Source organism: Nocardia sp. NPDC050378 (assembly GCF_040655675.1).
In the GTDB taxonomy this organism is placed as follows: Bacteria; Actinomycetota; Actinomycetes; order Mycobacteriales; family Mycobacteriaceae; genus Nocardia; species Nocardia coubleae.
Window position 1 is genome coordinate 258,178 of sequence record NZ_JBFAKI010000005.1, and the last position, 21,973, is coordinate 280,150.

Here is a 21,973-nt window from a genome sequence, read left to right on the forward strand (position 1 = left end):
CGTCCACCGCCGCGAAAAGTGCACTGCGGGTGTGGGATTGGGGTCAGCGGTCGGCGACGGCCTGTGTGTTCACCGTCGGGGCGGGCGCGGTGGCGGTGTGTGTGGCCCGCACGATACCGGCGGCGAGCAGGTCGAGCACGCCGATCACGATCAGTCCGCCGCCGGTCATCGTCGCCAGGCCGGTGACGGTCTTGAAGGTCATGGCGATGATCGTGATGCCGATCGCGAGGGTGCCGAGCCCGCAGAGCTCGGCTGTCCAGCTGTCGGCGCGATCGTCGTCCCACGCCGCGACGAGTGCGAGCACGATCCCCCGCACCGTCCACCCGAGCCCGATCCACAGTGCGAGCAGTTCGATGTTCCCACCACTGAACGCCAGCACGGCCAGCACCGACGTGAGCGCGGCACTCACCAGTACCAGCACCCGAAGCAGGAACCCGATCCGCGCCCACAGCGCCAGAAATCCCTGCAAGAGCGCGCTGATCACCAGGGCGATCCCGAAGATCAGGGCCAGGGTCGATTCGTCGCGCCCAGGCCACAGCAACATCACCACCCCGAGCACGAACGACGCCCCGCTCGCGATCACCATCGCCTGCCGGGTCCCCCCGCTGTGCTGCCCCTCCCCGTCGGTCAAGGACATGCCGCCCACCCTATGCCCGTCGAGCCCCGGTGCGGCTCAACCACCGTGGCGTGGCGCCGCCTACGGTCGTTGTGCGTACTGGTCCACATAGGGACGATGCGAACGTGCGGCGACCTCGACCATCAAATCGTCGGTCGCGGTCCTGACCTGGGCACGATCCAACGGCGAAAAGTAACGCGGCGCACCGAACACGATGCGAACCCGGCCCGGCCGCAACATCCGCCGTCCGCGGGGATTCACGAAGTCCGTCCCCGACAGCGACACCGGCACCACCGGCGCTCCGGTTCGCAACGCGACCCGGATCACGCCGGTGCGTCCGCGATAGACCCGACCGTCGGGCGACCGTGTCCCCTCAGGATGTATCCCCCACACGCCCCCGTCCGCGAGAATCCCCACGGCCGCATCGAGTGCGGCGCTCGACGCTGATCCACCGGACCGGTCGACCGCCACCTGCCCCGTCGCAGTCATCAGCCACCGTTCGATCCGTCCACGCATACCGGTGCCCGTGAAGTACTCCTGTTTGGCAATGAAGGTGATGCGTCGCGGTAGAACCAGTGCCAAGTACAGCGAATCGACCGCCGCCAGGTGATTCGCGGGCGACGATCACCGGCCCCTTCGGCGGCACATGGTGCAGCCCTTCGACTTTCGGCCTTCCCAGCACTCGGAGCACCGGTCCGAACAGTACGTACTTCAGCAACCAGAACCACATGAACATCCCCACGGCAAACCTCGGATTGCGGGCGATCGCGCGGCAAGCGGGCGTGTCGCACGGTGCGCCCCGCCGATACTTTCCGACACACGCCGCCCTGCTCAGTGCCGTAGCGGCACGCGGATTCGCCGACCTTCTGGCCTGCTTCTCCTCCTGCGTGCACGACACGCCGCGAGTGCGAATCGAACGGATGTCGACGGAGTATGTGAGTTTCGCCGTCGAACGGCCCGAGATGTTCACCCTGATGTTCCGGCACGATCTGCTCGAGGGTTCCGGGCAGAACCTCCGGCAGCAGACCGTGCCGATCTATCGGGAGTGGGCCGCCCTGGTCGACAGGTGTTGTCCCGGTGACACTTCCCGGGCGCTGGGGTTGTGGACCAGCGTGCACGGCATCGCGGTGCTCGCCGCGAGTCGGAGCCTGGAATTGATCGCGCCGGAGGCGAAACCGCGTTTACTGGTCCTCGAATCCGTGGCCCGTCACCTCGGATCGGTGTCCATCGCTACTTAGAGACGTGCATGGTGATTCTCGCGGTGACGAAGGCGTTGGCGTCGGCATCGAGGACGTCGACCGGGAGGATGAGTTCGGTGGGGTGTCGCCGCATTCGGGTATCGGGGTAAGGCCTCGGTCAGGCATCCTCGGGTCTCGTCTCAGCGGAGGGTCGCGGTGACGGCGGCGTACATGGTGGTCTTGATGGCGGCGAGAGTGGCGGGGTTCTTGCCGAGGATCGGGGTGAGCTTGGTGGCGGCTTCGGTGACGAGCTCGGCTTCGGTGGCCGTGGCATCGACCAGGCCGGCGGCGAGAGCATCCGGACCGGCGAAGCGGTGACCGGTGGTCATGGCGGTGACTGCGGCCTGCGGGCCGAGTTTGGCCTGGATGAGAGCGGCCATGCCGGAGGTGAAAGGGATGTTGATGTCGACCTCGGGGAAGCAGTAGTAGCCCCGGTCCGCACGCATGATCCGGAAGTCGTGGGCGATGGCCAGCATGGCGCCCGCACCGAAGGCGTGCCCGTTGACGGCGGCGACGGTCGGCAGCGGGAAGGTGAGGATGCGGGCGAACAGTTCCTGAACCCGGCCGACGTACCATTCGCCTCGGTCGCCGTTGGCCGTCAACCATTCCAGGTCGAGCCCATTGGAATAGAACTTGCCGCTGCCGACGGTGATCAGGCCCTGCGCTTCCCGCTCGATGGCGTCGAGCTGGGTGTTCACGCTGTCGATCCAGTCCGGGGAGAACCGGTTTTCGTTGTCGCCCAGGGTGAGCACGGCGATCTTGTCCTCGTAGTGCACCGTCGCGGTCATGGTGTTACCTCTCATTTCTTGGGGGTGGGGTCATTAAGGGGTAAGGCGAGAACGGCGCGGACGGCGGCGGCAAGCCGTTGGCGCACTGCGATTTCGGGCGCCCGTCGGCCACGCAGCAGCAGGGCGGTCGGCAGTTCGACCACGCAATCCCGGACGACGGTCACCGCTTCCCGATCGCCCCGCCCGTAGACGCTGCGCGCCAAGTCGACGAGCAGTCCGGTGAGCAGGTCGTCGAGCCGTTGTAGTTCTCCGGCGATGTCGCCGGGGATCTCGCTCGATCCGAGCAGTTCCCGCCGGGACACGGTCAACAGGAAACGCCCTGATACCGGGTGCGCCAGCAGGAATTCAGCCGGTGTATCGGCGGCTGCCACCACTGCTTCGATCGCGTGTTCCGGCGCGGAGCTGGTCGCCAGCGCCCGGTCGACAGCTCGACGTTGCAGTTCGAGGAAGCGTTGGGCGGCGCGCAGCCAGGTGCGCCCCAACAGTCCGGCGCGTGACCCGAACGCGTGATAGATCGCCCCGTTCGACACACCGGTCGCCTCCGACAGCGCCCGCACAGTGACAGCGGCGGGGCCGGAGTCGACGGCCATTGTTTCGGCGGCATCCAGCAAGTGATCGAGATCGTGTATCCGGGGGCGGGGCATGAAGCGAGAGTAACAGAGCGATCGCTCTGTAACAATCCTCGAGGCAGTAGGCTTACGTGAGCCAGCAGCCAGGTTGCAACGAGATGAATAGAGAGCGTTCACTCCGATATTTCGATATCGACGCGTCAAGAAGTTTCTGATACATTATGTCTCATAGTTGTGAAACACTTTGTATCGAAATGCGGAGTCGAATGAGACCACCCGATCCGCGCGTCGAGCGCAGCCGTAGTTCCGCTCTCGCCTCGGCGCGCGAACTGCTGGTCGAACAGGGCCTGGCAGGGCTCACTCACGGCGCGGTCGCGACCCGCAGCGGGGTCAGCCGTGCCACGCTGTACCGGCACTGGCCCGAACCGGCCGATCTCGTCCGCGATGCGGTCGCCGGGCACATCGCGGCGGTGCGGCCCGAACCGACCGGCGACCTACGCGCCGACCTGCTCGCCGCGTTGTCGGTGACGCACGCGATGCTCCACGAACCGGTGATGGAACAGGCCATGCGCATCATCATCGAAAGAGCCGGAGTCGATCCGCGTTTCGCGGAGGTCAAGGTGAGCCTGCACCGGTCCGGAACCGGAGCGCTGCGCACGATCCTGGCCGATGCCATCGCTCGCGCCGAACTACCGGCGGGACTGGACATCGATCTCGCCGTCGATCAATTGCACGGCCCGTTGTTCTTCCGTCGGCTCGTGGCCCATCGAACGTTCGATCTCGATTACGTGCGTCGTGTCGTCGACGAATTCGTGCGCTCTCACCAGACCGAAAGCCAACGCCTGCAAGGACACTCATGAAAATCCTCGGAAACGTCTCCCGCCTGCTCGCCGGGATCGTCGCGCTCGCCACCGTATTCGGGGCGCTACTCGCCGACTTCCTGATCCCGGCCGGCGCGGCGCAACACCTACGCAACGACGCCTGGCCGCCACACGCGAAGTTCCACGACGCCCAATACATCGTCATGTCGATCCTGCTCGGCGTCATCGCACTGATCCTGCTCGTGCGACGGGGTGGCGACCGCTTCCCTACGTTCGGCTCGGCCTGCGCGATCCTCGCCGTTCCATGGCTCGCGCTCCTCGGCGCGCTGCTCTTTCCCGGCACCGCCATCCAGGACCCTGAATTCGACAACCCGTCGGCCCTCGGCCTGCACCCCCAGGTACTCCTGTCGCTGATCCTGCTGGCACTCCTGCTCGCCGCCGTACTGCTCGCCGCCAGGAAAAGGCCGGGCGCGGATCGAAGTCGATTCGAGGCGTAAAGGCTCAGAAGAACCAGCCCAGTTCGGGCGCGCGCGGTGTCGTGAAGGCTTCGGTGAAAGCGGCGAGAGTGGCGGGGTTTTCGGAGTGGAGGCGGTGGGCGGTGGCGTAGGCGGTGGCTCGGTGGGCGCCGAAGTAGAGGCCCGCGAGAACGTTGATGTCACACGTCAGGGCGGGGCGGCGGGTGGTCGGGGTGCATTCGGCGTGGCCGTCGCGGATGTGGAGTGCGAAGGTGCCGCCCGCATCGCGGAAAGGGTCGTGGACCGCGATGACCGTGTCGAGGTCGTGGCGGTAGGTGCGGGCGGTGAGGGCCGCGGGGATGTCCATGAGGCGGGCCCACAGGGAATCGCCACGGTGGGTCAACTGGACGGCGCGCGGGTTCGTCAGGAGGTAGGGCAGCGGGTCGTCGTCGGCGACGCCGGCTTCGACGGTGTCGACGAGATCCATGCCGAGCAGGACCCGCCACAGGGCGATGTGGGCTTCCGTAGTGACGGCGCGCCATTCGGCGACGACGGCGGTCGATCTGCCGTCGTCGTCGCGGCGGCGATACAGGGCGTAACCGTCGGCGTGGAGCAGCACGAACAGGGAGGTGGCGTTCCCGCGATGGCGTTGCGGATCGGTGAAGACAGGTCCCATTTCGCGTCGGGACGCCGCTGGGCACCGGGCGTGCGGGCTTGCCATCGGTCGTAGACGGCACGGATGTGATCGGCCGCCTCGGCGAGGGTGCTGAGCACGACGCCGCCGGGATCCGGTGTGCCGGCGCGGAATTCCGCCTTGCGCCGATCCACGACCACCGTGTTGTCGAAGATCGCCGTCTCGTATCCGAACCGGCCGTAGATCGAGCCTTCACTTGCTGTGAAAATCGTCAGCGGCAGTCCGTCCGCCTCGGTGCGTTCGTGTTGCGCCGAATACAGGGCGCGCAGGATGCCGCGTCGCCGGTGCGTCGGCGCCACCGCCACGCCCGACACGCCGCAAGCCCGCACGCTGCGCTCCCCCGGCACCGTGACGTTCATGGTGATGTCGACGGTGTGCCCGACGATCCGATCCCCGTCGACCGCCACCAACGACCTTTCCACCGGAAAAATCCGCAGCTTGTGCTCGAGCTCGGCCTCCTCGTACCGCATCCCGAACCCGGTCTCCTGCAACAGCACGATCGCTTCCGCGTCCGCGCGAGTAGCTTCCCGTACCCGAATCGTCTGCACCGAAGTCATGCACCGCACCCTCCCACGCCGGGCCGCCGATCACACCTGATTTTCGTCCGGCGCCGTCGCGCGCGTCCGCACGCTGACTACCTCCACCACCGAGCGACGCACTCCCGCGAGCACATACGGTGCGGTGACCGCGCCCACCGCATCGGGCAGTGGGTCCACCGGGAGGCGGTGGATGCGTAACATCAGCTCCGATGACACCGGGAGGTCGGTGTGGGTGTCGGTGTCGATCGGCTGTACCGAGTTGTCCGGCACGTCGACTCGACGCACCTGCACCGCGGAGTCGACGGTGTCGCTGTAGTTCTGGGCCTGAGCGGTCGCCCGGCCGGCGAGGAGGTCGACGACGGCGTTCACCGCCACCGGATCGCGGGTGGCGTCGTAGGCCCATCGTCGGCCGAGGACACCGTGTTCCATGGTGCCGACCAAGGCTTCGTCGGCGCCGTGCAGTGGCGCACCTCGGTATGTCAGCGGGACATGGTAGAGCTGGGGGCCGGTGGCCGAGTCGTCGATCAGGAGCAGGAATTCGATGCCGACCACGCCGTCGGGATCGTCGAGCCGGAAACCGCCCGCCTTGCTCAGGCGCGGGGTGGTGCCGCGATACCACCGCCGTGTCGGCAACCATGCTTCCAGCAGCTCGAGCTTGCTCGGGGTCAGGGTGGTCTGGTGAACGATCGCCATATCGCAGGCTACATCCGAGCCGTCATCGCGCGCAGGTCCGGCAGCGAACCGATGCGCTGGGTGACCGGGCGGCCGGGGGCTGCGGCCTGGGGTGAGCCGGTCGTGCGCAGCAAGGTCCGAACCGATTCGGGGGTGGCGCGGCCGGGACCGGTGGACCGGATGCCCTGATAGGCGGCGATCGCGCCGACGACGATCGGTGACGCGCTCGAGGTGCCGCTGAATTCGTCGGTGTACCAGAGGTCTTCGTCGTCACCGCCCTGCAGGTCCCCGTAACCGGTGGTGGTGACCTCGCGCCCCCAGCCCTGCACGTCGAGGCGGGCGCCGTAGTTGGAAAAGTCCAGGCGGGAGCGCGCCGGGCCGTGGTCACGGCCGTGGAGTCCCGGCGGTGGTGCGCCGGCACCGACGATGATCGCGCCGGAATCGTTTGTACGGAACGGGTTTCGCCAATCGGCGGGGAAGTCGACCGGCCGGGTGTCGTATATCGGTGCGTCCAGGTCTTCCGCACCGTTGCCCGCCGCTTCCACGACGATCACGCCGCGCCCGACCGCGTAGCGAACGGCGGCGAAATCGTCGGGCCACCACTCGACGGCGATGTAGCCGCGCTGATCGGGGGTTGCCCGGTAGTCGAATCGGGGTCCGGGCCGGTGCAGTTCGATGAGCAGCACGTCACCGGGGTCGAGGGCGTCGGCGGCGGAACGGATGGCCGTCGCCGAACCGATCCCGAAGATCGAGATCGCCCGGATGTGCGCCTCGGGTGCGATACCGGTGATGCCGAACGGATTCAGATCGCCGCTGATCTCCCCGGCCACGGCCGTGCCGTGGTCGCGCCAGCCCCGGTCCGTCGACGCCGTTCCGCCGATGATCCCACCCTGGTTGTGGCGCAGATCCTCGTGGGTGAATCGCCACGCGCCCTCGATGTCGATGACCCGCACACCGGTGCCGAGACCACCGGGGCGGGTATGCGCCCAGGTCGCGTCGATCCCGTTCGGCGCCGCATCGAGGTACGGCTGCCTGCTGCGGAAGTCCGGAGTCACCGACGGTGCCTCCGCGGCGCGGGCGACGGTCGCGCCGGGGGCGAGCGGCGGTTCGGCGGCGGGTTTGACGTACGCAGCGGTGACGGTGTCTTCGGCGCGCAATCGGTCGGCCACCTCGGTCGAGTCGCCGACCGCACCGACGACCCGGTGATAGCCGAGGTAGGAACCGGCCTGCGCGGCCTGCGGTGTGTCGGCGAGTTTGCCCGCGAGCCTGTTGCCCGGTCCGAAGATCGGCACCAGGTGCGCGTCGCCGGGCAGCAGACTGTCGACCCGACCGCGCACCGCACTGGTCTCACGCAGGGCGGCCGGTGTCAGATCGGGCCCGGTCGGAGCGGTGACGACGATCAGTTCCGCAGGCGACGTGGCGGGCGCGGGCGTCCCCGAGTTCCGCTGCCTGCTGGATCGAGTGGAGGCCATGGCTACCAGTGAACAGGGCGTGCGCGCACACCGCCACCGTTGTGCCGCATCAGCTTTCGCGACACGCCGATCACGTGACCACGGCCACCGCTCCGGCCACCGCGATCGCACCCACATACAGCAGCACCAGGCGGGTATCGCGCAACCAGCACCGGCTGCGCCGCAGTCCGGCCCGCCACGCCCGCCAGTAACCGGCGAACGCCAGCGCCCCGAACGCGGCGACCGCCCACGGACCGAACAACCAGGTGAGTAGTGCGGCGGTCGCCACCACACACAGGGTCAGCGGGTCGTGCGGTGGACGCGCGCGTACCGCTTCCTCGTAGTAGACGCCACGCTGTGAGCTCACCGCAGCTCCATCGGCAGCAGGTTCCGCCCGGCCGGGGCCGCCACCGGCAACCGCTGGCGGGACAGTGCCGGCCAGGCCTGCACCGCGCAGAACGGGGCGCACTGGTCGGCGTCGGAACGGGTGCCGACGTGCACGCAGCACTGGGTGAGCCGTTCCTCGATCATCGTCGAGATGTCCATGAACGGTTTCACCGTCACCCTTATTATCCGCTCCCCCAACAGCTTCCGCAGCCGCGCGCGCCTGCCCGGCAACGCCGAGGAGGCCAGCGTCAACAACGTCGACATCCCCAGGTCACAGTGCTGACAGATGTTCTCCCATACCTTTCCGATCTCCGGATGCGACAGCGAGGACTGCTCCGACAACAGCCCTAGCAGCGACTCGCGCACCGCTACCCGCAGCTCGGCGGGCAGATCCGTATCGGCGATGCGGTTCGACACCAGTCCCAGTTGCGCTCTCAACCGGTCGTGGCCGATCAGTGACACCAGTGAGCGCCACTGCCCGGCGTCGTCGCGCAGCAGGTAGCCGACCGAGCAGCAGTGCGGGTGCGAGCACGGCAGTGCGGTGAGGTCGCGCCAGGTGACCTGACCACCGGTTTGTGGACCGAGCCTGCGCAGCACGCCGGTATGGGTGAGGCGGCGCATCGGGTCGATGACGCCGGAACGACCGGAACCGAACTGGGGCTGAATCGACACGCCACCGACGAACGGGGTGTCCATCGCCGTGCGCAGCACCGCCCCGATCTCGTCGTCGTTCACGTCGAGCGCCACGGTCATCACCAGGGTGGTGAACACACCCGCTTCCGAAAGACGTTGCAGTGCTTGCTGTTTACGCATCCGGAGATCGCCACCGCGATGATGGCGTGAGGCCTGAGCCGACTCGCCGTCGTACTGCAGGTACACCTCGACCCGGTCGCGATGCGCACCGACCAGGGCGAGCAGCTCGTCGTCCACGGCCAGGCGAACGCCGTTGGTATTGAGCAGGATCCGGGTGATCGGCCGGGCGGTCAGCTCGGCGAACAACCGGGGCAGCTCGGGATGCAGGGTGGGTTCGCCGCCGCTGAGCATCAGAACGTCCAGGCGCCCGTCCTCCCTGGCCAACCGCTGGTCCACGTTGGCGAGCACGTCCTCGACCGCGACGACTCCGCGCAGTTCCGGCGACGAATCGGCGAAACAGGTCGGGCAGCGCAGGTTGCAGCTGTCGATGATGTCCTCGAGCAGGATGCAGGTGTGCTGGGTCTGCATCTCGGGCAGACCGCGCAGATACGCCGCGGGCACCGGGTCGAAATTGCCCGGCACATCAGGGCGGTGGGCCTTGGTCGGCGCGGTCCACTCCTCGAGATAGGCCAGGATCTCGGGATCCTCGTCGTAGAGGGTGCGCACCATGCCGTGACGAGGACAGCCGCGTTCGAGCCACACCTGGCCGTCACGCTCGGCCAACCACCCCGACAACCGTGCGACCCCCGGTAGCGGACGGTCGTCGTGGCAGTGCGGGCAGAACGCGGTGACGTAGCGCAGGATGCGGTCGCCGCGCAGCGGCATCCCGGTCACCGCGCCATTCCGAACGTGTCGGTGTACAGGTAGGGATTGACCGCGGTGCAGAACCCGGCGGTACACACTGTCGTCAACGCCCAGCCGATCATCAGGCCGAGCCCGAAGCCCTTCCACACGGGCTTACGCAACCGGATCAGGGCCCACCCGCCGCCGAACGCCGCCCCGGCACTCACCAGGGCGGCGAGCCCGAACAGCACACGTGCGGCGGTGGCGTCGGCGGTCGAGGCGGCCAGCATCAGCACGACGAAGCCCGCCATGGCGTTGACACCGATGAACGACAGCGCACCGGCGGCCGCCATCGCAGCGACCTGGCCACCCTGCCCCGGCGGATTCGCCCCGGGCGGTGGCGGTGGTGGTGCGGGCGGATAGTTCATACCGCGACCTTTCGTCGGAGAACGCCCTCGTAGTACCCGCGCCGCCAGCCGATGCTCAGACGCACCGCGACCAGGACGAGACCAGGGAGCAGAAACCATTGCGGGCGAGTCAGATCCAGCCACACCGTGTCGTTGGCGCGGGTGAACTCGACGAGGAACCGGAAGACGGCATACGCGCCGACATAGAGCGTGAACAGCTCACCTGGCGTGGTGATGCGGTCACGTAGCCACCACAGCGTCACGAACGCCGTGAGCTGGAACAGGATTTCGTAGACGAAGCTCGGATGCATCGCCACGCCGGCCGCACAGCCGGGACATTGGGGCACGGTGCCCGGAGCGTGGATGCCCCACGGCAATCGGGTCGGGCGCCCGGGTGCCTCGGTGAGCAGGCAGCCCACGCGCCCGACAGCCATCCCGAGCGCGACAGCGGGGGCGAACAGGTCTCCGGTGCGTTCGCGGTAACCGATGATCCTTTTGGCGACGAGCACACCCACATAGGCGCCGAGCAGGCCACCGAGCACACTGCGCGCACCGAAGAGCCAGCTCTCGAGTGGATCGAGGGTTTCGGCCAGGCTCGACAACCGCATGCCGATCGCCCCACCGACGAGCGCACCGGTCACCGCGACCAGCGACTCCTCGCGCAGCGCGTCACGGCGTCGGCATTCGGCGACGAAAACCGCGGCCGCGACAGCGACGCCGAGCGCGACGAAGAACCCGTGCGTCGGGATCCCCCAGTACAGCTCTGGCACCATGGCGAAAGGTTAGCCGTCCGGTAGCGCGGCGCGGATGAGTGAAACTACGCGCGTCTGATCGGACCCGGATCTGGGTACTCCCTCGGCATCGGTGAATGAGGATGCCGCAGTGAGTGTTTCGATTAGAATCATTCCAGGGTGAGTTCCTCGGTCACCCCGTGCCGGTTGTCGGTACAAGCGTGAATCATCTCGGTAGTTCCACCATTTCCCGGAATTCCATCGGATACGCAGTCATGCAGGGGGTCATCATGTCTACCGCTGTCGATTTCGCGGCGCGGCTCATCAACCCGGCGGCGATCGCCGAAGCAGGTCATTCGGCTGTGCTCGCCTACGTGTCGCCGAGCAGACCCGGTGCGAATTTCGGGGCCAAACCGATCACCGCCGACTACGCCCGGGCTCTCGCGGCGGCGGGACTCGACATCGTGTCGATCTGGCAGTACGGCAAACCGGGTGACCCGACCCCCTCGGACTGGACCACCGGGTTCGACGGTGGCAGGCGCATGGCCGAACAGGCCCTTGCCACCCATCTGAGTCTCGGCGCACCACGCGAGGCGCCGATCTTCTTCGCCGTCGACGAGGACATCTCGCTGGCGCAGTGGAACAACACCGCCGTCGAATTCTTCCGCGGGGTCAACGCGGTGCTCGGCGTGGCGTGGACCGGGATCTACGGGCACTCGCGGGTGTGCGCGTGGGCAATCGAGGACGGGGTGGTCGGCACCCGCGGTGAATTCAGCTGGGCCTGGCAGACGCGGGCGTGGTCGGGAACCGAACGCGAACCACGCGCGGTGCTGTACCAGCGGGTGATCGACACCCCCAGCAATCCCGGGCCGCTCATCGACGGCACCCGGGTCGACGTGAACGACATTCTCGCCCCCGATTTCGGCCAGTGGAGTAAGGACCGTTCCGTGACGATTCCGCAGTTCACCGAGCTCGACCGCCTCGGCCCGTCGCACTCACCGCGCGACGGCGCCCGCATCACCAACTTCCTGCTGCACACCCAGGAAGGCAACGGCACCGCCGAATCCCTTGCCGCCTACCTCAACAACCCGTCCAACGGGGTGTCTTACCACTACACGCTGCGCGACGGCGTGGTGGCGCGGGTGGTGCCCGAGGAGCTGGCCGCGTGGTCGGTGTTGTCGGCCAATCCGTTCACGGTGAACCTGTGTTTCGCGGGGAGCCGCGTCGCCTGGTCACGCGAGCAGTGGCTGGCCATCGACGGCGACCTGCGGATCGCGGCCTACCTTGCCGTTCGCAGCGCCCACCGGCACGGGTACTCCACCCAGGTGATCGCACCCCCGTACCACGTGGCCGAGGGGATCAGCGACCACAACTACGTGACAAGGGCACTCGGTGTCGGCTCGCACACCGATGTGGGGCCCAACTTTCCCTGGGACGTCTTCGCCTCGCACGTGGCGGGTTTCGCGGGTGCGCGCCCCAACGCCATCGACGATCGAGCGGCCGCCTCGCCCTGGCTGGGTGCCCGGCGCACCGACGGCGAGATCGCCACACCGGACGGGCTCGGCCGCTTCGCCGAGTTCGAACACGGCTACGTGTACTGGCACCCGTCCACCGGCGCCCATGCCATCCCGACGGCGATCATGGCCAAGTACGCCGAATCGGGCTGGGAAGCTGGGCCGCTCGGCTACCCGATCGCCGAACACGCGCAGCTGCCCGACCCGCGCGGCACCGGACCCGCTGTGGCGCAGGCATTTCAGGGTGGCGCGATCTACCGGCGCGCCGGACAGCCCGCCTACCGGGTGCACGGCGCGATCGGTGAACGTTGGCGGGCATCGGGTTTCGAGAACGGCGAGCTCGGCTGGCCGGCGTCCGACGAGGTCGCCCACGACGACGGCCGGTATCAGGAGTTCGAGTTCGGGCGCATCTATTGGGCACCGCAGCAGATCATCGCGCTGCGGCACTCGGGGGATCCGGACACGCCGCTGGACCGGCCCGCGTAGCGCGGGCCGAAGTGTCGGCGGGGTCAGGCCAGAAGTAGGGCGAGGGTGGTGGCCGCGGCGCCGAGCAGTAGGGCCGCGACCACCACGATCGCGATGATTCTGGTGCGGGACGACGGTCCGGTGTAGGTGTCGTCGTCGTTCAACATGTCGGCGAGGTCGACGGCCGCGAACTCGCGGGTCGTCTCCAAGGGTTCGGGCTGCTCGGTCATGTGCGCTGACGCTAGTCGAGTGTGCTGATCGCCGCTGCCGATACCCCGGCCGTATCCGTGGACCGGGTGGCGGCGAGCAGTTCGTCGAGTTGACGTTCAGCGCGTTCGGCGCGGGCCAGGGTCTGTGCGCGGGCGTCGTCGAGGGCGGCGAGGCGTTCGGCGGTTTCGGCTCTGACCCGCTCGAGTGCCGCTTCCGATTCGACGCGGCGGGCCTCTGCTTCGGCGGCGGTGGTGCGTCGCAACTCCGCCAATTCGCTTCGGGTGCGATCGAGTTCGGTGCGGGTCGTCTCCCATTCCGCGCGGGCCCGACGCCACTCCTCGCGGGCCTCGTTGGCGGCTTCGACCCGTTCGGCGGCGGCGAGTTCGGCCCGCTGGGTCGCCCGGTCGGCATCGGCGGCGCGCTGCACGGCGAGGTCGCGTTCGGCATGGGCGGCGTTGATCCGGGCTTCGGCGTCGCGGCGTACCTGGGTGATCTCCGTGTCGGCGCGTTGCTCGGCGCGCGCCACCTCCCCGGCGGCTTCTTCGCGGATGCGTTCGATTGTTTCGGCGGCGTCGCGTTCGGCCTGACGCACCTGTGCTTCGGCGGCGCTGCGGGCGGCGAAGATGTCATCGGCGGCCTGCTTGGTGAGACGCTCCAGCTCGGCCAGCGCTTCGTCACGAGCGGTCTGCGCGGCGGCGATCAGCTGCTCGGCTTGCTCGGCGACACTCGCCGCGTCCTCGGCGGCCGATTCCGCGTACGCTCGCGCTTCCTCCGCCTCGCGCCGCGCCTGTTCGGCGGCAACCACTTTCACGTCCGCCTCGGCGATCCGTTGCGCGGCATCCGCCTGCACTGCCTGCACCTGCGCCTCGGCGACCGACGGGTCACCGATGGTCGCCAGTTCCGCGACCGCGGCGTTCAGCGTGGTTCCCAGTTGCTCGGCCAATCCGCGGAATTGCCCGAGCAGCTCGTCGGCTCGCAGCCGCGCGACAGTCACTGGACCTTGCGCAGCCGTCACAGTGACGGTTTCTCCCCCACCCGCCGACTCTTGTTGCTGTCGTTGCCTTTCCCGCCACGCACGCCATCGGGTGTGGTCGGGGTGGTCGCAGTATTCCGACGGTCGGCCGGGACCACCGTTGCGGGTGATGGGGCGGGCACATCCTGGGTAGTTGCAGACGCTCGACACGACTGAATCGTAGCGTTTGTTTCGTTGTCCAGTTACGTAATGCACGAAACGAATTCTGTGTCGCCCCTGGAATACTCGGTCTTCCCGCCTGCGGTGCTGACCGCCGATAAGTGAACATTATCGGCGGTCAGGGATCGAGATTCGCCTCAGTCGAGCTTTTCGGTTTCCGTTACGTTTGGTCGCACGCGACGAAACGAAAAAGCGACGTTACTGCGTGAAAACTGTGCACCCTCAATCCGGAGGCGCGGTCGGGCGCACGCGAGTTTCCGACAGTGCGGCGGGGGTAGGCGGCAGAGACCGAACCCCATCCCACGTGTGAGGAGTGCGATGTTCGTCCACAACAAGGATCTGCAGTTCGGAGTGCGGGTCGAACGCCCTGACCCGCGCTTCGCGACTCTCCTACAGGAACAGTTCGGCGGCGCCAACGGTGAACTCAAAGCCGCCATGCAGTACTTCAGTCAGGCTTTCGTGCTGCGGCGAAAGCACCCGAAGATGTACGACCTGTTCATGGACATCGCGACCGAGGAGTTCAGCCACCTCGAGATCGTCGGCTCCATGATCACGATGCTGCTCGACGGTCTCAACGACGACCTGAAACAGGCCAACGAGCACTGCGACTGGATGCCGGTCATCGCGTCGAGCGACGGTCGCGAGCAGGCCATTCACCAGGTCGCCACCGATCCGCTGTTCCTCGCGCTGCGCGGCGGCGGACCCGATGTCGGCAACTCCGCCGGCGTGCCGTGGAGCGGCGCCTACGTCAACTCCAACGGCGAGCCCTCGGTAGACCTGCGGAGCAATCTGGCAGCCGAATCGCGCGCCAAGATCGTGTACGAGTATCTCAAGCAGTTCACCGACGATCCCGGCGTTCAGGACACCCTCTCGTTCCTGATGACCCGGGAGGTAGCCCACTTCCAGCAGTTCACCGCGGCGCTCAACGACCTGCCGGTCAATTTCCCTCCCGGCGCCCAGCCCGGCGACGACCGGTTCCAGAACCTGGCGTTCAACATGTCCAACGGCGACGCCAGTGCGCGCGGACCGTGGAACGAGGGCAGGGGTCCGTGGCCGGAGGGCGTGGAGTGGCAGTACGTGCAGGATCCGGTTCACGACTGGCTCGGCACCGACAAGCGTGAGAACCGCGGGGCCACCGCCAATCCCGACGGCAGCCCCGCCGTCGCGGGGAGCAAACCGTTCACCCATGAACAGCACAGTCCGGCCTGATCCGAGGAGCTGCTCATGGACGTGTTGTCGTTTCTGCGCGCGGATCACGAAAGCGTGCTCGGAATGATCGAATCGCTCGAGCGCGGCCGCGGCAACAGCGCGGTCGAACTCGAAGCGCGTGGCCGTCTGGCCACCAGTCTGGTCATCGCCTCCTCGCGGCACGAAGCGGTGGAAGAGCAATTCTTCTGGCCAGAAGTCCGACGGGTCGTGCCCGACGGGGACGAACTCGCCGACCGTGCGATCGGGCAGGAGGACGCGGCCAAGCACCTGCTGCAGCAGATCGAGAATTCCGAACCCGGCGAGCCCGCATTCGAGCAGGCACTGACCGAGGTGATGAGCGCGATCCGCGAGCATATCGAGTTCGAGCAGAGCCAGGTGTGGCCCCTGTTCGAGAATGCCGAATCCGCGCAGGTCAGGGATTCGCTGGGAAAGAAGATGGAGCAGGCCGAGCGGGCCGCGCCGACACGGCCACACCCCAACACACCGTCGGGCTCCGTGGTCCAGAAGACCGCGGGCTTGGCGGCGGCGGTGCTGGACAAGGTGCGGGATGCGGTCACCGGCCGCAAGGACGATCAACCGCCTCGGCCACCCCGGCCGTGACGTCGGCCGACATCCGATAACCAGTACACCCCCGGCGCCGTCTCGCCCATCCGTCGGTCCCCCGATGGCGTCGGGGGCACTACAACTTTCGAGGACCGCTTCGAAGATTCCGGTCGGGCCGATGAGTTCTCGTCTTACGGCACGTCAATACGGACATGACCACACACAAGCTCGATACCCCTGGCGCCACGCTCACCTACGACGTGCACGGTCCGCTCCCCACTGCTGATGGGCGGCCGCCGCTGCTGATGACCGGTCTTCCGATGGATGCCGGCGGGTTCGCCGCGCTGGCCGCATACTTCCCCGATCGCACGGTTGTCACCTACGACCCGCGTGGGCTCGGGCGCAGCGTCCGTTCCGACGGTGAGGTCGACAATGTCCCCGCCGTGCACGCCGAGGACGTACACGCTGTCATCGAGGCCCTCGGCGCGGGCCCGGTCGAGCTCTTCGCCAGCAGCGGTGGTGCCATCGTCGCGTTGGCACTGGTGACCGCCCACCCCGAGGACGTGACCACCCTGGTCGCGCACGAACCGCCGCTGCTGACCGTTCTTCCCGATGCCGCGGCCGCCGAACGCGCGGCCGACGGGTACCGCGCCGCGTACGCGGCCGGAGGGTTCGGTGCGGGCATGGCGACCTTCATCGCGATGACCTCCTGGCAGGGCGAGTTCACCGACGACTACTTCGCCGCACCCGCAGCCGATCCCGCGATGTTCGGCCTGCCGGTCGAGGACGACGGTGCCCGCGACCACCCGTTGCTGTCGGAGCGCTCCCGCCCGGTCCTGGCCTACCGGCCGGATATCGCCGCGCTCACCGCGGCACCGACCCGCATCGTCATCGGCTACGGCGAGGAATCTCGTGGCACGGTCACCGAACGCACCTCGACGGCGCTGGCCGAGCGACTCGGTGTGCAGCCGGTTGTCTTCCCCAGCCATCACGGTGGTTTCACCGGTCCCGAGTCCGGTTACCCGGGTCAGCCGGAGGCTTTCGCCAGCATTCTCCGGGAAGTCATCGACCCGCTCGGCTGAGCGACGACCTCACTCACCGCATCGGGCCGATACCCAACGACCCCTTCGACCAGGTCGCCGACTGTTCCTCCACCGCCTCCACATAACCTTCGGGATCCTTGTCGACGGGGCGCACGCCCGCGTAATGGCGCGCCTCGTACGCGGCGAATTCGACGGCGAGCCGGTGACGTTCGCCGAGGCCGGCGAGGCGGCGGAAATCGGTGAGTCCCTCGCGTTCCTCCTCGGCCATATGATCGCCGTTCGCGGTGTTCGCGGCCGCCACGGCGGCGAACCACTCGGGCGATCCGACCTTGTGCCGCGCCACCTCCCCCACCGCATCGCGGATGTCGTTGTGGTCACCGATCGCGTCGAGCGTTTCGTCCTCCACCCGGCGGGTGCGGCGTGCGGAAATTCCGACCCGCAGCAGTTCCGGGTAGAAGATCTCCTCCTCTGCCTGGGCATGGAGTTCGAGAAAGGCCGCGAGCCGTTCCCAGATCGCCGTGAGAACGTCGACGTCCTTCGGGTCTATCTGCTCGAGAATCGCGAACAACCGCCGTTGCTCGCGATGGTCGTCGAGGATCAATTCGGTGATATCCACGCATTCCTCCTGGCTCGAATCAGGCAGTCATCGCAGGTCACTGGGCTATCGAACGCGAAGGCGGTCAAGCACCGCCGCTGCCGCCAACAATAGCCAGGTTGCCTGCGTTCGGTGTCGGATAGCGTGGCAGCGGCCGTCCGGCGCGGACGTGCGCGATTTCTGGAGAGCTGTGCTGTGGTGTCCTTCGCCTTGCTCGTGGTCGCGGGTATCGAATTGTTGTGTGTCGGATTGCTGTGGATGCGTGCTGCGCGACGGATGCGCGTGCTCGTGCTGGGCGTGGTCGGTGTCGGAATCGCTTATGATTCGGCCGTTTTCGGACTCGGTGCGCTGCTCGGTGAAGGAGCGGTGCTGCACGGGCTGAGTGTCGGCCGGTTCATCGGTCACGCGCTGCTCACGCCGCTGCTGGTGTGGTGGGCCGTCGACCGCGTGGATGCCGGGGTCTTGTGGCGACGTGCCGCGCTTGTGCTCACCGGAGTACTGGTGGCGTGGGGTGTGTTCGGTGAGTTGGCGCATGTGCGGCTCGTGCCACGGGCATTCGCCGACACCCTGCGCTACGGCTCGCAACATCCGGCGATACCGATCCCCGCGCTCGTGGTCTCCGCCGTGCTGTTCGCCGCAACGGTGTCGTTGTGGCGCAACGAACGGTTGCGTTTCCCCCTGATCGGCATCGTCTTGCTGGTCGTGGCTTCCGGCGCGGCCACGGCATGTCCCCCGCTGGGGAACGTCGGCGAGGCGATCATGATCGCGGCACTGACCGGAGCCGAGGTGGTCTTGGTAGGCAGGGCGGGTGCCGACAGTCGGGCACTCGGCGGGCCCGCGCCGATTCGGACCCGACAGTGACGTGCCGCGGGCAGTGGCCGCCTTCGCCGCGCAGGCCGAGGTCGGTGGTCGGAACCGCCGAACCGCGATCGCCGAAGCGGCTGCTCGGTGGCGGCCTTCTTGCACTGAACGCATTGATGCGCGCAGTGCGAGCCGCCACCGGGATCAGCGGAAGGGCTGGTCTTCCAAGGAGGTCGGCAGGGCGACGGTGAGGATCGACTCCTGCTTCGCGTCGCCCAGGGTCTTCACCACGGATGCCGCGGGACTGACGAACACCTGCGGGTAGTCGATCTCGCCGAGCGTGGGGTCGACGGGCCAGGCCAGTCGTTCCTCGGTGAGGGAGAACTCGGCGGTGATGCCCTCCTTGTTGCCCCGCGGGTCCTGACGGTGCCAACCACCCTCGAGGTAGACGGCGACCAGGCCGTGGAGGACGTGGCCGTCGTCGTCCGCGAGCTTTTGATAGCACAGCCCGGTGGGGACGCCCGCGCTGCGCAGGATGGCGGTGAGGAGGTGGGCTTTCGCGTAGCAGAGGCCGACTCGTTCGCGGGCCACCTCCCCGGCGGTCAGGGTCACCCGCGGATCCTGGACGTCGTAGGAGTGGTCGACTTCGTCGCGGACCCAGTCGAAGGCCGCGCGGGCGAAGTCGACGTCGTCGGGGGCATTTCGTCGCAGGTCACGAGCGATGGCGGTCACCGCGTCATCGTCGAGTTGGATGATGGAGTCGCCGTCGAGGTAGGCCTGCGGGTTCTGCGCCTCAGGCACCCAGGATCGTTGTGTCACAGCGGAAATCTACTGCCCGCCGTTGTCTGTCGGCACCTCCATTGCGCGGCGGCGGGGATGGCGGTCGAGGCCGAGCGTGGTAGTCATCGACGCCGCAGGGTGGCGTCGAGGATCGACGGCGGCGTGTCGTACTTCTCCTCGGCCGCGAGATCGACTCCTGGAAAAACGATTTCGTCGATCTCGTCGAGGACATCGGCCGACAGGACGGTATCGGCGGCAGCGAGCTGCGAACGCAGATGCTCCATGGTTCGCGGGCCGATGATCGCGCTGGTCACCGCCCGGTGGGCGGTGACGAAACCGAGCGCCAGTTGAATCATCGTCAACCCGGCCTGGTCGGCGACCTTCGCCAGCCGCTCGACAGCCTCGAGTTTGGCCCGATTGGCGAGCACACCGAGGCCGTATTCCTCGGTCACCGGAAGCACATGGGATTCGATGCCGCGTTGCAGGATCGAATAACAGGGTTGCTCGGTGACGTAGCGGCTCAGGTGATGCTCGCGGGCCGACCATTGCGCCTGCACGATGCGGTAGGCGGGGAAGGTCGAGGAGCCGAAATAGCGGATCTTCCCGGCCCGCTGCAGGTCGGTGAGCGCCGAGAGCGTCTCCTCGTCACTGGTGTTCGGATCCCAGCGGTGGATCTGGTAGAGGTCCACGTGATCGACGTCGAGGCGGCGCAGGCTGTCTTCCAGCGCGGTCACCAGCCAGCGGCGTGAACTTCCCCGACGGTTGGGGTCCTCGCCCATCGGCAGGTAGGCCTTGGTCGCGACGACCAGGTCGTCGCGGCGACCGGCGATGGCCTTACCGACCATTTCCTCGGATCGGCCGTCGCTGTAGGCGTCGGCGGTGTCGATCAGGTTGAACAGTGTTCCGGTTTTCAAGCGATCCGATGGAGGGAACGCCACGTAGCAGGCAGGGACACCGGAACGGCGAAGACTCCGCGCAAGCGCGCCGATGCCGAGCGGAACGAAAGAACCCTCCTCGACGCGGCCGCCGCGACCTTCGTCGCCTCCGGCGTCGACGCCCCGGTGCGCGAGACCGCCACCGCGGCCGGTGCGATCCGCACCGACATCGACCCCTATCTGTTGCTGCGCGGCATCGGCAATGTGTGTATCGGCGCGGAAAGCGACCGACGCTACGACGCGCGGCGCGTCGTCGAGCTCATCGTCGCCGGACTACGACTGCCCCGGTGAACCCGTTTGCCGGGCAGCCGCGAGACACGGCAAAGGCCGTGTGGGGCGCCAGATCCGGCGCCCCACACGGCCTTCGAAACAGCTAGCGCGACAACGCGACTCGGTGCGCCTCGCCCATCAGGGTGGCCAGTTCGGCGCTCTCGGCCTCGGTGAGGACTGCGAAGAACGGGGAAACCAGTTCGTCGGTGAGTTTCTCGGCCGCCGCCCAGCGCTGCCGCATGTCGTCGGTGATCGGTTCGAACGGTTCGGTCCAGCCGAGCCGCTGCGCGTGGGTGGGACCGTCGGCGATCGGGGAACCGGCGATGAGGACGGCCTGCAGCGGGGTGAGTCCCTGGGCGAGGACGGCGACCAGGTGCAGGCCACCCCGCAGTTCACGCAGGACGTGGGTGAGCTGCAGGACCGCCGCGCGGCTGTCGTCGGGCAGGGGCATGGCCCGCCAGCCCGCGAACAGGGGAACGGCGGTGGGTTCGGCCGCGTCGGCTACTTTGCCGAGCAGTTCGGCGAGGCGTTCGGATCGGTCGAAGCCGGCGAGTTTGCGTCGGCCGAATTCGTGGCAGGCGGCGAGATAGCCGGTGGCCGCTTCGGCGGCGGGCAGGGGGACGGATTTCCATGCGGCACGGATACATTCGGGTTCGAAGAAGCCGAACGCGCCGACCACGACATCGGCGTCGACCTCCCCGAGTACCCCGCCGCGGCCACGTGTATAGGGGCCGTGGAATCCGGGCACCCCGACGTCGGTCCCGAACTGGCGCGCCTCGCGCGACATCATGAACGCCCCACCGAGTTCGAGGACCTGCTGCTTGACTGCCGACATGATCTGACACCTTCCGCTGTTTCTGCGATCACAGCAGACTTTAGTTTACAATAGTCAGCAAGGGAAGGGGTTTCGCGCGATGAGTTCGGTGTCCGGCTGCCGTCTGCACTGATAAAGCCGACGCGACCCGAGGAGCCCACCGTGAGCGCCACCTATACCTACGACGTCTTCTCCACCCTGGACGGCTTCGCCTCCACCAGCGGCGACTGGGGCGGATACTGGGGCAAGCAGGGCCCCGAACTGCTCGATCACCGCCTCGACCTCTACCGCGACGAGCAACGGATGATCTTCGGCGCCAACACCTATCGCGAGTTCACCGAGCTGGTGGCCGGGGCCACGGAGAACCCGGAGATCTTCGACCCGTGGGTCGTCCGGATGATGAACATGCCGCTGACCGTGGTGTCGAGCACGCTGCGCGAACCTCTCGACTGGCACGACGCGACCGTCGTCGCGGGCGACGCGGTCGATATCGTCGCCCGGCTCAAAGCCGAATCCGACATCCCACTGCGCTCGCACGGCAGCCTCTCGCTGAACCGGACGCTGATGGCAGCGGGCTTGGTCGACCGGGTGCAGGTGACGGTGTTCCCGGTCATCACCGGCAAGACCGGGCAGGCACCCATCTTCCAGAACGCCGCCGACTTCGACCTCGAACTGCTCGAGAGCCGCACCCTCGACGGCAACACCCAGGAACTCGTCTACGCGCCGACGCCGCACTCCTGAGCGGTTCGAGTTCGACA

The 21,973-nt window shown here is 67.6% G+C and carries 26 protein-coding genes and 3 pseudogenes; 11 read left to right on the forward strand and 18 right to left on the reverse strand.

The annotated features are described in order from the left end of the window. Nucleotides 1-43 precede the first annotated feature (43 nt). Nucleotides 44-637 (reverse strand): DUF308 domain-containing protein, encoded by a 594-nt coding sequence (locus AB0I35_RS13875; RefSeq protein WP_357396221.1) that lies wholly within the window; start codon nucleotides 635-637, stop codon nucleotides 44-46. 60 nt (nucleotides 638-697) lie between these two features. Further along, nucleotides 698-1,346, reverse strand: a pseudogene (locus AB0I35_RS13880) (lysophospholipid acyltransferase family protein). Between AB0I35_RS13880 and AB0I35_RS13885 the strand changes: the two are divergent. After that, nucleotides 1,345-1,854 (forward strand): TetR/AcrR family transcriptional regulator, encoded by a 510-nt coding sequence (locus tag AB0I35_RS13885; protein WP_357396223.1) that lies wholly within the window; start codon nucleotides 1,345-1,347, stop codon nucleotides 1,852-1,854. The pseudogene AB0I35_RS13880 and the gene AB0I35_RS13885 sit on opposite strands and share 2 nt — an antisense overlap. A gap of 140 nt (nucleotides 1,855-1,994) precedes the next feature. On the opposite strand, the gene AB0I35_RS13890 is transcribed toward AB0I35_RS13885, so the two are convergent. Together AB0I35_RS13890 and AB0I35_RS13895 are read right to left on the reverse strand one after the other, a co-directional pair. After that, nucleotides 1,995-2,642 carry an enoyl-CoA hydratase-related protein gene (locus AB0I35_RS13890; protein ID WP_357396224.1) on the reverse strand — a complete coding sequence of 216 codons (648 nt, stop codon included), beginning with the start codon at nucleotides 2,640-2,642 and terminating at the stop codon, nucleotides 1,995-1,997. 11 nt (nucleotides 2,643-2,653) lie between these two features. Further along, nucleotides 2,654-3,286 (reverse strand): TetR/AcrR family transcriptional regulator, encoded by a 633-nt coding sequence (locus tag AB0I35_RS13895; protein WP_357396226.1) that lies wholly within the window; start codon nucleotides 3,284-3,286, stop codon nucleotides 2,654-2,656. A gap of 191 nt (nucleotides 3,287-3,477) precedes the next feature. Here AB0I35_RS13895 and AB0I35_RS13900 point away from each other — a divergent pair, with 191 nt between their 5' ends. Then, nucleotides 3,478-4,071 (forward strand): TetR/AcrR family transcriptional regulator, encoded by a 594-nt coding sequence (locus tag AB0I35_RS13900; protein WP_357396227.1) that lies wholly within the window; start codon nucleotides 3,478-3,480, stop codon nucleotides 4,069-4,071. Further along, on the forward strand, nucleotides 4,068-4,529 hold the full coding sequence (locus tag AB0I35_RS13905) for a DUF6640 family protein (RefSeq protein ID WP_357396228.1): 462 nt from the start codon (nucleotides 4,068-4,070) through the stop codon (nucleotides 4,527-4,529). Before AB0I35_RS13900 ends, AB0I35_RS13905 begins: the two co-directional genes overlap by 4 nt. Nucleotides 4,530-4,533: 4 nt before the next feature. Here the strand turns inward: AB0I35_RS13905 and AB0I35_RS13910 are convergent, their stop codons facing one another. The 8 genes and pseudogenes from AB0I35_RS13910 to AB0I35_RS13945 form a co-directional block, all read right to left on the reverse strand. Further along, nucleotides 4,534-5,163 (reverse strand): sterol carrier protein domain-containing protein, encoded by a 630-nt coding sequence (locus AB0I35_RS13910; RefSeq protein ID WP_357396229.1) that lies wholly within the window; start codon nucleotides 5,161-5,163, stop codon nucleotides 4,534-4,536. Between the two features lie 233 nt (nucleotides 5,164-5,396). Continuing rightward, nucleotides 5,397-5,738: pseudogene (locus AB0I35_RS13915) on the reverse strand (GNAT family N-acetyltransferase); the annotation flags it as partial. 30 nt (nucleotides 5,739-5,768) lie between these two features. Next, entirely contained in the window at nucleotides 5,769-6,413 is a 645-nt protein-coding gene (locus AB0I35_RS13920) for a 1,4-alpha-glucan branching protein (RefSeq protein WP_357396230.1), read from the reverse strand. A gap of 8 nt (nucleotides 6,414-6,421) precedes the next feature. Beyond that, on the reverse strand, nucleotides 6,422-7,864 hold the full coding sequence (locus AB0I35_RS13925) for a S8 family serine peptidase (protein ID WP_357396231.1): 1,443 nt from the start codon (nucleotides 7,862-7,864) through the stop codon (nucleotides 6,422-6,424). Between the two features lie 70 nt (nucleotides 7,865-7,934). Further along, nucleotides 7,935-8,210 (reverse strand): hypothetical protein, encoded by a 276-nt coding sequence (locus AB0I35_RS13930; RefSeq protein ID WP_357396233.1) that lies wholly within the window; start codon nucleotides 8,208-8,210, stop codon nucleotides 7,935-7,937. After that, nucleotides 8,207-9,748, reverse strand: coding sequence for a radical SAM protein (locus AB0I35_RS13935; protein ID WP_357396527.1), 1,542 nt, complete (start codon nucleotides 9,746-9,748; stop codon nucleotides 8,207-8,209). The genes AB0I35_RS13930 and AB0I35_RS13935 overlap by 4 nt, the downstream gene beginning before the upstream one ends. Before the next feature lie 5 nt (nucleotides 9,749-9,753). After that, nucleotides 9,754-10,134, reverse strand: a complete 381-nt coding sequence (locus AB0I35_RS13940; protein WP_357396234.1) for a hypothetical protein — start codon at nucleotides 10,132-10,134, stop codon at nucleotides 9,754-9,756. Further along, nucleotides 10,131-10,886: a prolipoprotein diacylglyceryl transferase family protein gene (locus AB0I35_RS13945; RefSeq protein ID WP_357396236.1), complete on the reverse strand. Its 756-nt coding sequence runs from the start codon at nucleotides 10,884-10,886 to the stop codon at nucleotides 10,131-10,133. The genes AB0I35_RS13940 and AB0I35_RS13945 overlap by 4 nt, the downstream gene beginning before the upstream one ends. A 233-nt stretch (nucleotides 10,887-11,119) precedes the next feature. Between AB0I35_RS13945 and AB0I35_RS13950 the strand changes: the two are divergent. Together AB0I35_RS13950 and AB0I35_RS13955 are read left to right on the forward strand one after the other, a co-directional pair. After that, nucleotides 11,120-11,788 (forward strand): annotated as a pseudogene (locus tag AB0I35_RS13950) (DUF1906 domain-containing protein); the annotation flags it as partial. 3 nt (nucleotides 11,789-11,791) lie between these two features. Further along, the gene (locus AB0I35_RS13955) at nucleotides 11,792-12,844 is read left to right on the forward strand and encodes an N-acetylmuramoyl-L-alanine amidase (protein ID WP_357396528.1); all 1,053 of its coding nucleotides are present in this window, start codon (nucleotides 11,792-11,794) and stop codon (nucleotides 12,842-12,844) included. Nucleotides 12,845-12,867: 23 nt separating this feature from the next. Here the strand turns inward: AB0I35_RS13955 and AB0I35_RS13960 are convergent, their stop codons facing one another. Next, on the reverse strand, nucleotides 12,868-13,053 hold the full coding sequence (locus AB0I35_RS13960) for a hypothetical protein (RefSeq protein WP_357396237.1): 186 nt from the start codon (nucleotides 13,051-13,053) through the stop codon (nucleotides 12,868-12,870). A gap of 11 nt (nucleotides 13,054-13,064) precedes the next feature. Continuing rightward, nucleotides 13,065-14,027: a hypothetical protein gene (locus AB0I35_RS13965; RefSeq protein ID WP_357396239.1), complete on the reverse strand. Its 963-nt coding sequence runs from the start codon at nucleotides 14,025-14,027 to the stop codon at nucleotides 13,065-13,067. 516 nt (nucleotides 14,028-14,543) lie between these two features. On the opposite strand from AB0I35_RS13965, the gene AB0I35_RS13970 reads away from it, so the two are divergent. From AB0I35_RS13970 to AB0I35_RS13980, 3 genes are all read left to right on the forward strand, one after another. After that, entirely contained in the window at nucleotides 14,544-15,434 is an 891-nt protein-coding gene (locus AB0I35_RS13970; RefSeq protein ID WP_357396240.1) for a manganese catalase family protein, read from the forward strand. A 15-nt stretch (nucleotides 15,435-15,449) separates the two neighbouring features. Then, nucleotides 15,450-16,034: a hemerythrin domain-containing protein gene (locus AB0I35_RS13975; RefSeq protein ID WP_357396241.1), complete on the forward strand. Its 585-nt coding sequence runs from the start codon at nucleotides 15,450-15,452 to the stop codon at nucleotides 16,032-16,034. Between the two features lie 155 nt (nucleotides 16,035-16,189). Continuing rightward, nucleotides 16,190-17,059 (forward strand): alpha/beta hydrolase, encoded by an 870-nt coding sequence (locus AB0I35_RS13980; RefSeq protein ID WP_357396242.1) that lies wholly within the window; start codon nucleotides 16,190-16,192, stop codon nucleotides 17,057-17,059. 13 nt (nucleotides 17,060-17,072) lie between these two features. On the opposite strand, the gene AB0I35_RS13985 is transcribed toward AB0I35_RS13980, so the two are convergent. Next, nucleotides 17,073-17,636, reverse strand: a complete 564-nt coding sequence (locus AB0I35_RS13985) for a hemerythrin domain-containing protein (protein WP_357396243.1) — start codon at nucleotides 17,634-17,636, stop codon at nucleotides 17,073-17,075. 174 nt (nucleotides 17,637-17,810) lie between these two features. Here AB0I35_RS13985 and AB0I35_RS13990 point away from each other — a divergent pair, with 174 nt between their 5' ends. Further along, nucleotides 17,811-18,476: a hypothetical protein gene (locus AB0I35_RS13990; RefSeq protein WP_357396244.1), complete on the forward strand. Its 666-nt coding sequence runs from the start codon at nucleotides 17,811-17,813 to the stop codon at nucleotides 18,474-18,476. Between the two features lie 144 nt (nucleotides 18,477-18,620). On the opposite strand, the gene AB0I35_RS13995 is transcribed toward AB0I35_RS13990, so the two are convergent. Further along, the gene (locus tag AB0I35_RS13995) at nucleotides 18,621-19,235 is read right to left on the reverse strand and encodes a transglutaminase family protein (RefSeq protein ID WP_357396245.1); all 615 of its coding nucleotides are present in this window, start codon (nucleotides 19,233-19,235) and stop codon (nucleotides 18,621-18,623) included. Nucleotides 19,236-19,318: 83 nt separating this feature from the next. Further along, nucleotides 19,319-20,110: an aldo/keto reductase gene (locus tag AB0I35_RS14000; RefSeq protein ID WP_357396246.1), complete on the reverse strand. Its 792-nt coding sequence runs from the start codon at nucleotides 20,108-20,110 to the stop codon at nucleotides 19,319-19,321. Between the two features lie 147 nt (nucleotides 20,111-20,257). On the opposite strand from AB0I35_RS14000, the gene AB0I35_RS14005 reads away from it, so the two are divergent. Next, the gene (locus AB0I35_RS14005; RefSeq protein WP_357396247.1) at nucleotides 20,258-20,422 is read left to right on the forward strand and encodes a hypothetical protein; all 165 of its coding nucleotides are present in this window, start codon (nucleotides 20,258-20,260) and stop codon (nucleotides 20,420-20,422) included. Between the two features lie 82 nt (nucleotides 20,423-20,504). Here AB0I35_RS14005 and AB0I35_RS14010 read toward each other — a convergent pair whose 3' ends face one another. Beyond that, nucleotides 20,505-21,236 (reverse strand): hypothetical protein, encoded by a 732-nt coding sequence (locus AB0I35_RS14010; RefSeq protein ID WP_357396248.1) that lies wholly within the window; start codon nucleotides 21,234-21,236, stop codon nucleotides 20,505-20,507. A gap of 141 nt (nucleotides 21,237-21,377) precedes the next feature. Here AB0I35_RS14010 and AB0I35_RS14015 point away from each other — a divergent pair, with 141 nt between their 5' ends. Beyond that, complete coding sequence (locus AB0I35_RS14015) at nucleotides 21,378-21,956, forward strand: dihydrofolate reductase family protein (protein WP_357396249.1); 579 nt, start codon at nucleotides 21,378-21,380, stop codon at nucleotides 21,954-21,956. The last annotated feature ends 17 nt before the right edge of the window (nucleotides 21,957-21,973 follow it).

Excerpts from the sequence above, each read along its gene's own strand:
- AB0I35_RS13910 (WP_357396229.1), bottom strand. The coding sequence starts at position 5,163 with ATGGGACCTGTCTTCACCGATCCGCAACGCCATCGCGGGAACGCCACC.
- AB0I35_RS13925 (WP_357396231.1), bottom strand. The coding sequence starts at position 7,864 with ATGGCCTCCACTCGATCCAGCAGGCAGCGGAACTCGGGGACGCCCGCG.
- AB0I35_RS13980 (WP_357396242.1), top strand. The coding sequence starts at position 16,190 with ATGACCACACACAAGCTCGATACCCCTGGCGCCACGCTCACCTACGAC.
- AB0I35_RS13885 (WP_357396223.1), top strand. The coding sequence starts at position 1,345 with ATGAACATCCCCACGGCAAACCTCGGATTGCGGGCGATCGCGCGGCAA.
- AB0I35_RS13935 (WP_357396527.1), bottom strand. The coding sequence starts at position 9,748 with ATGCCGCTGCGCGGCGACCGCATCCTGCGCTACGTCACCGCGTTCTGC.
- AB0I35_RS13945 (WP_357396236.1), bottom strand. The coding sequence starts at position 10,886 with ATGGTGCCAGAGCTGTACTGGGGGATCCCGACGCACGGGTTCTTCGTC.
- AB0I35_RS13875 (WP_357396221.1), bottom strand. The coding sequence starts at position 637 with ATGTCCTTGACCGACGGGGAGGGGCAGCACAGCGGGGGGACCCGGCAG.
- AB0I35_RS13905 (WP_357396228.1), top strand. The coding sequence starts at position 4,068 with ATGAAAATCCTCGGAAACGTCTCCCGCCTGCTCGCCGGGATCGTCGCG.
- AB0I35_RS13890 (WP_357396224.1), bottom strand. The coding sequence starts at position 2,642 with ATGACCGCGACGGTGCACTACGAGGACAAGATCGCCGTGCTCACCCTG.
- AB0I35_RS13940 (WP_357396234.1), bottom strand. The coding sequence starts at position 10,134 with ATGAACTATCCGCCCGCACCACCACCGCCACCGCCCGGGGCGAATCCG.
- AB0I35_RS14010 (WP_357396248.1), bottom strand. The coding sequence starts at position 21,236 with ATGTCGGCAGTCAAGCAGCAGGTCCTCGAACTCGGTGGGGCGTTCATG.
- AB0I35_RS13975 (WP_357396241.1), top strand. The coding sequence starts at position 15,450 with ATGGACGTGTTGTCGTTTCTGCGCGCGGATCACGAAAGCGTGCTCGGA.
- AB0I35_RS13895 (WP_357396226.1), bottom strand. The coding sequence starts at position 3,286 with ATGCCCCGCCCCCGGATACACGATCTCGATCACTTGCTGGATGCCGCC.
- AB0I35_RS13920 (WP_357396230.1), bottom strand. The coding sequence starts at position 6,413 with ATGGCGATCGTTCACCAGACCACCCTGACCCCGAGCAAGCTCGAGCTG.
- AB0I35_RS13970 (WP_357396240.1), top strand. The coding sequence starts at position 14,544 with ATGTTCGTCCACAACAAGGATCTGCAGTTCGGAGTGCGGGTCGAACGC.
- AB0I35_RS13960 (WP_357396237.1), bottom strand. The coding sequence starts at position 13,053 with ATGACCGAGCAGCCCGAACCCTTGGAGACGACCCGCGAGTTCGCGGCC.
- AB0I35_RS13900 (WP_357396227.1), top strand. The coding sequence starts at position 3,478 with ATGAGACCACCCGATCCGCGCGTCGAGCGCAGCCGTAGTTCCGCTCTC.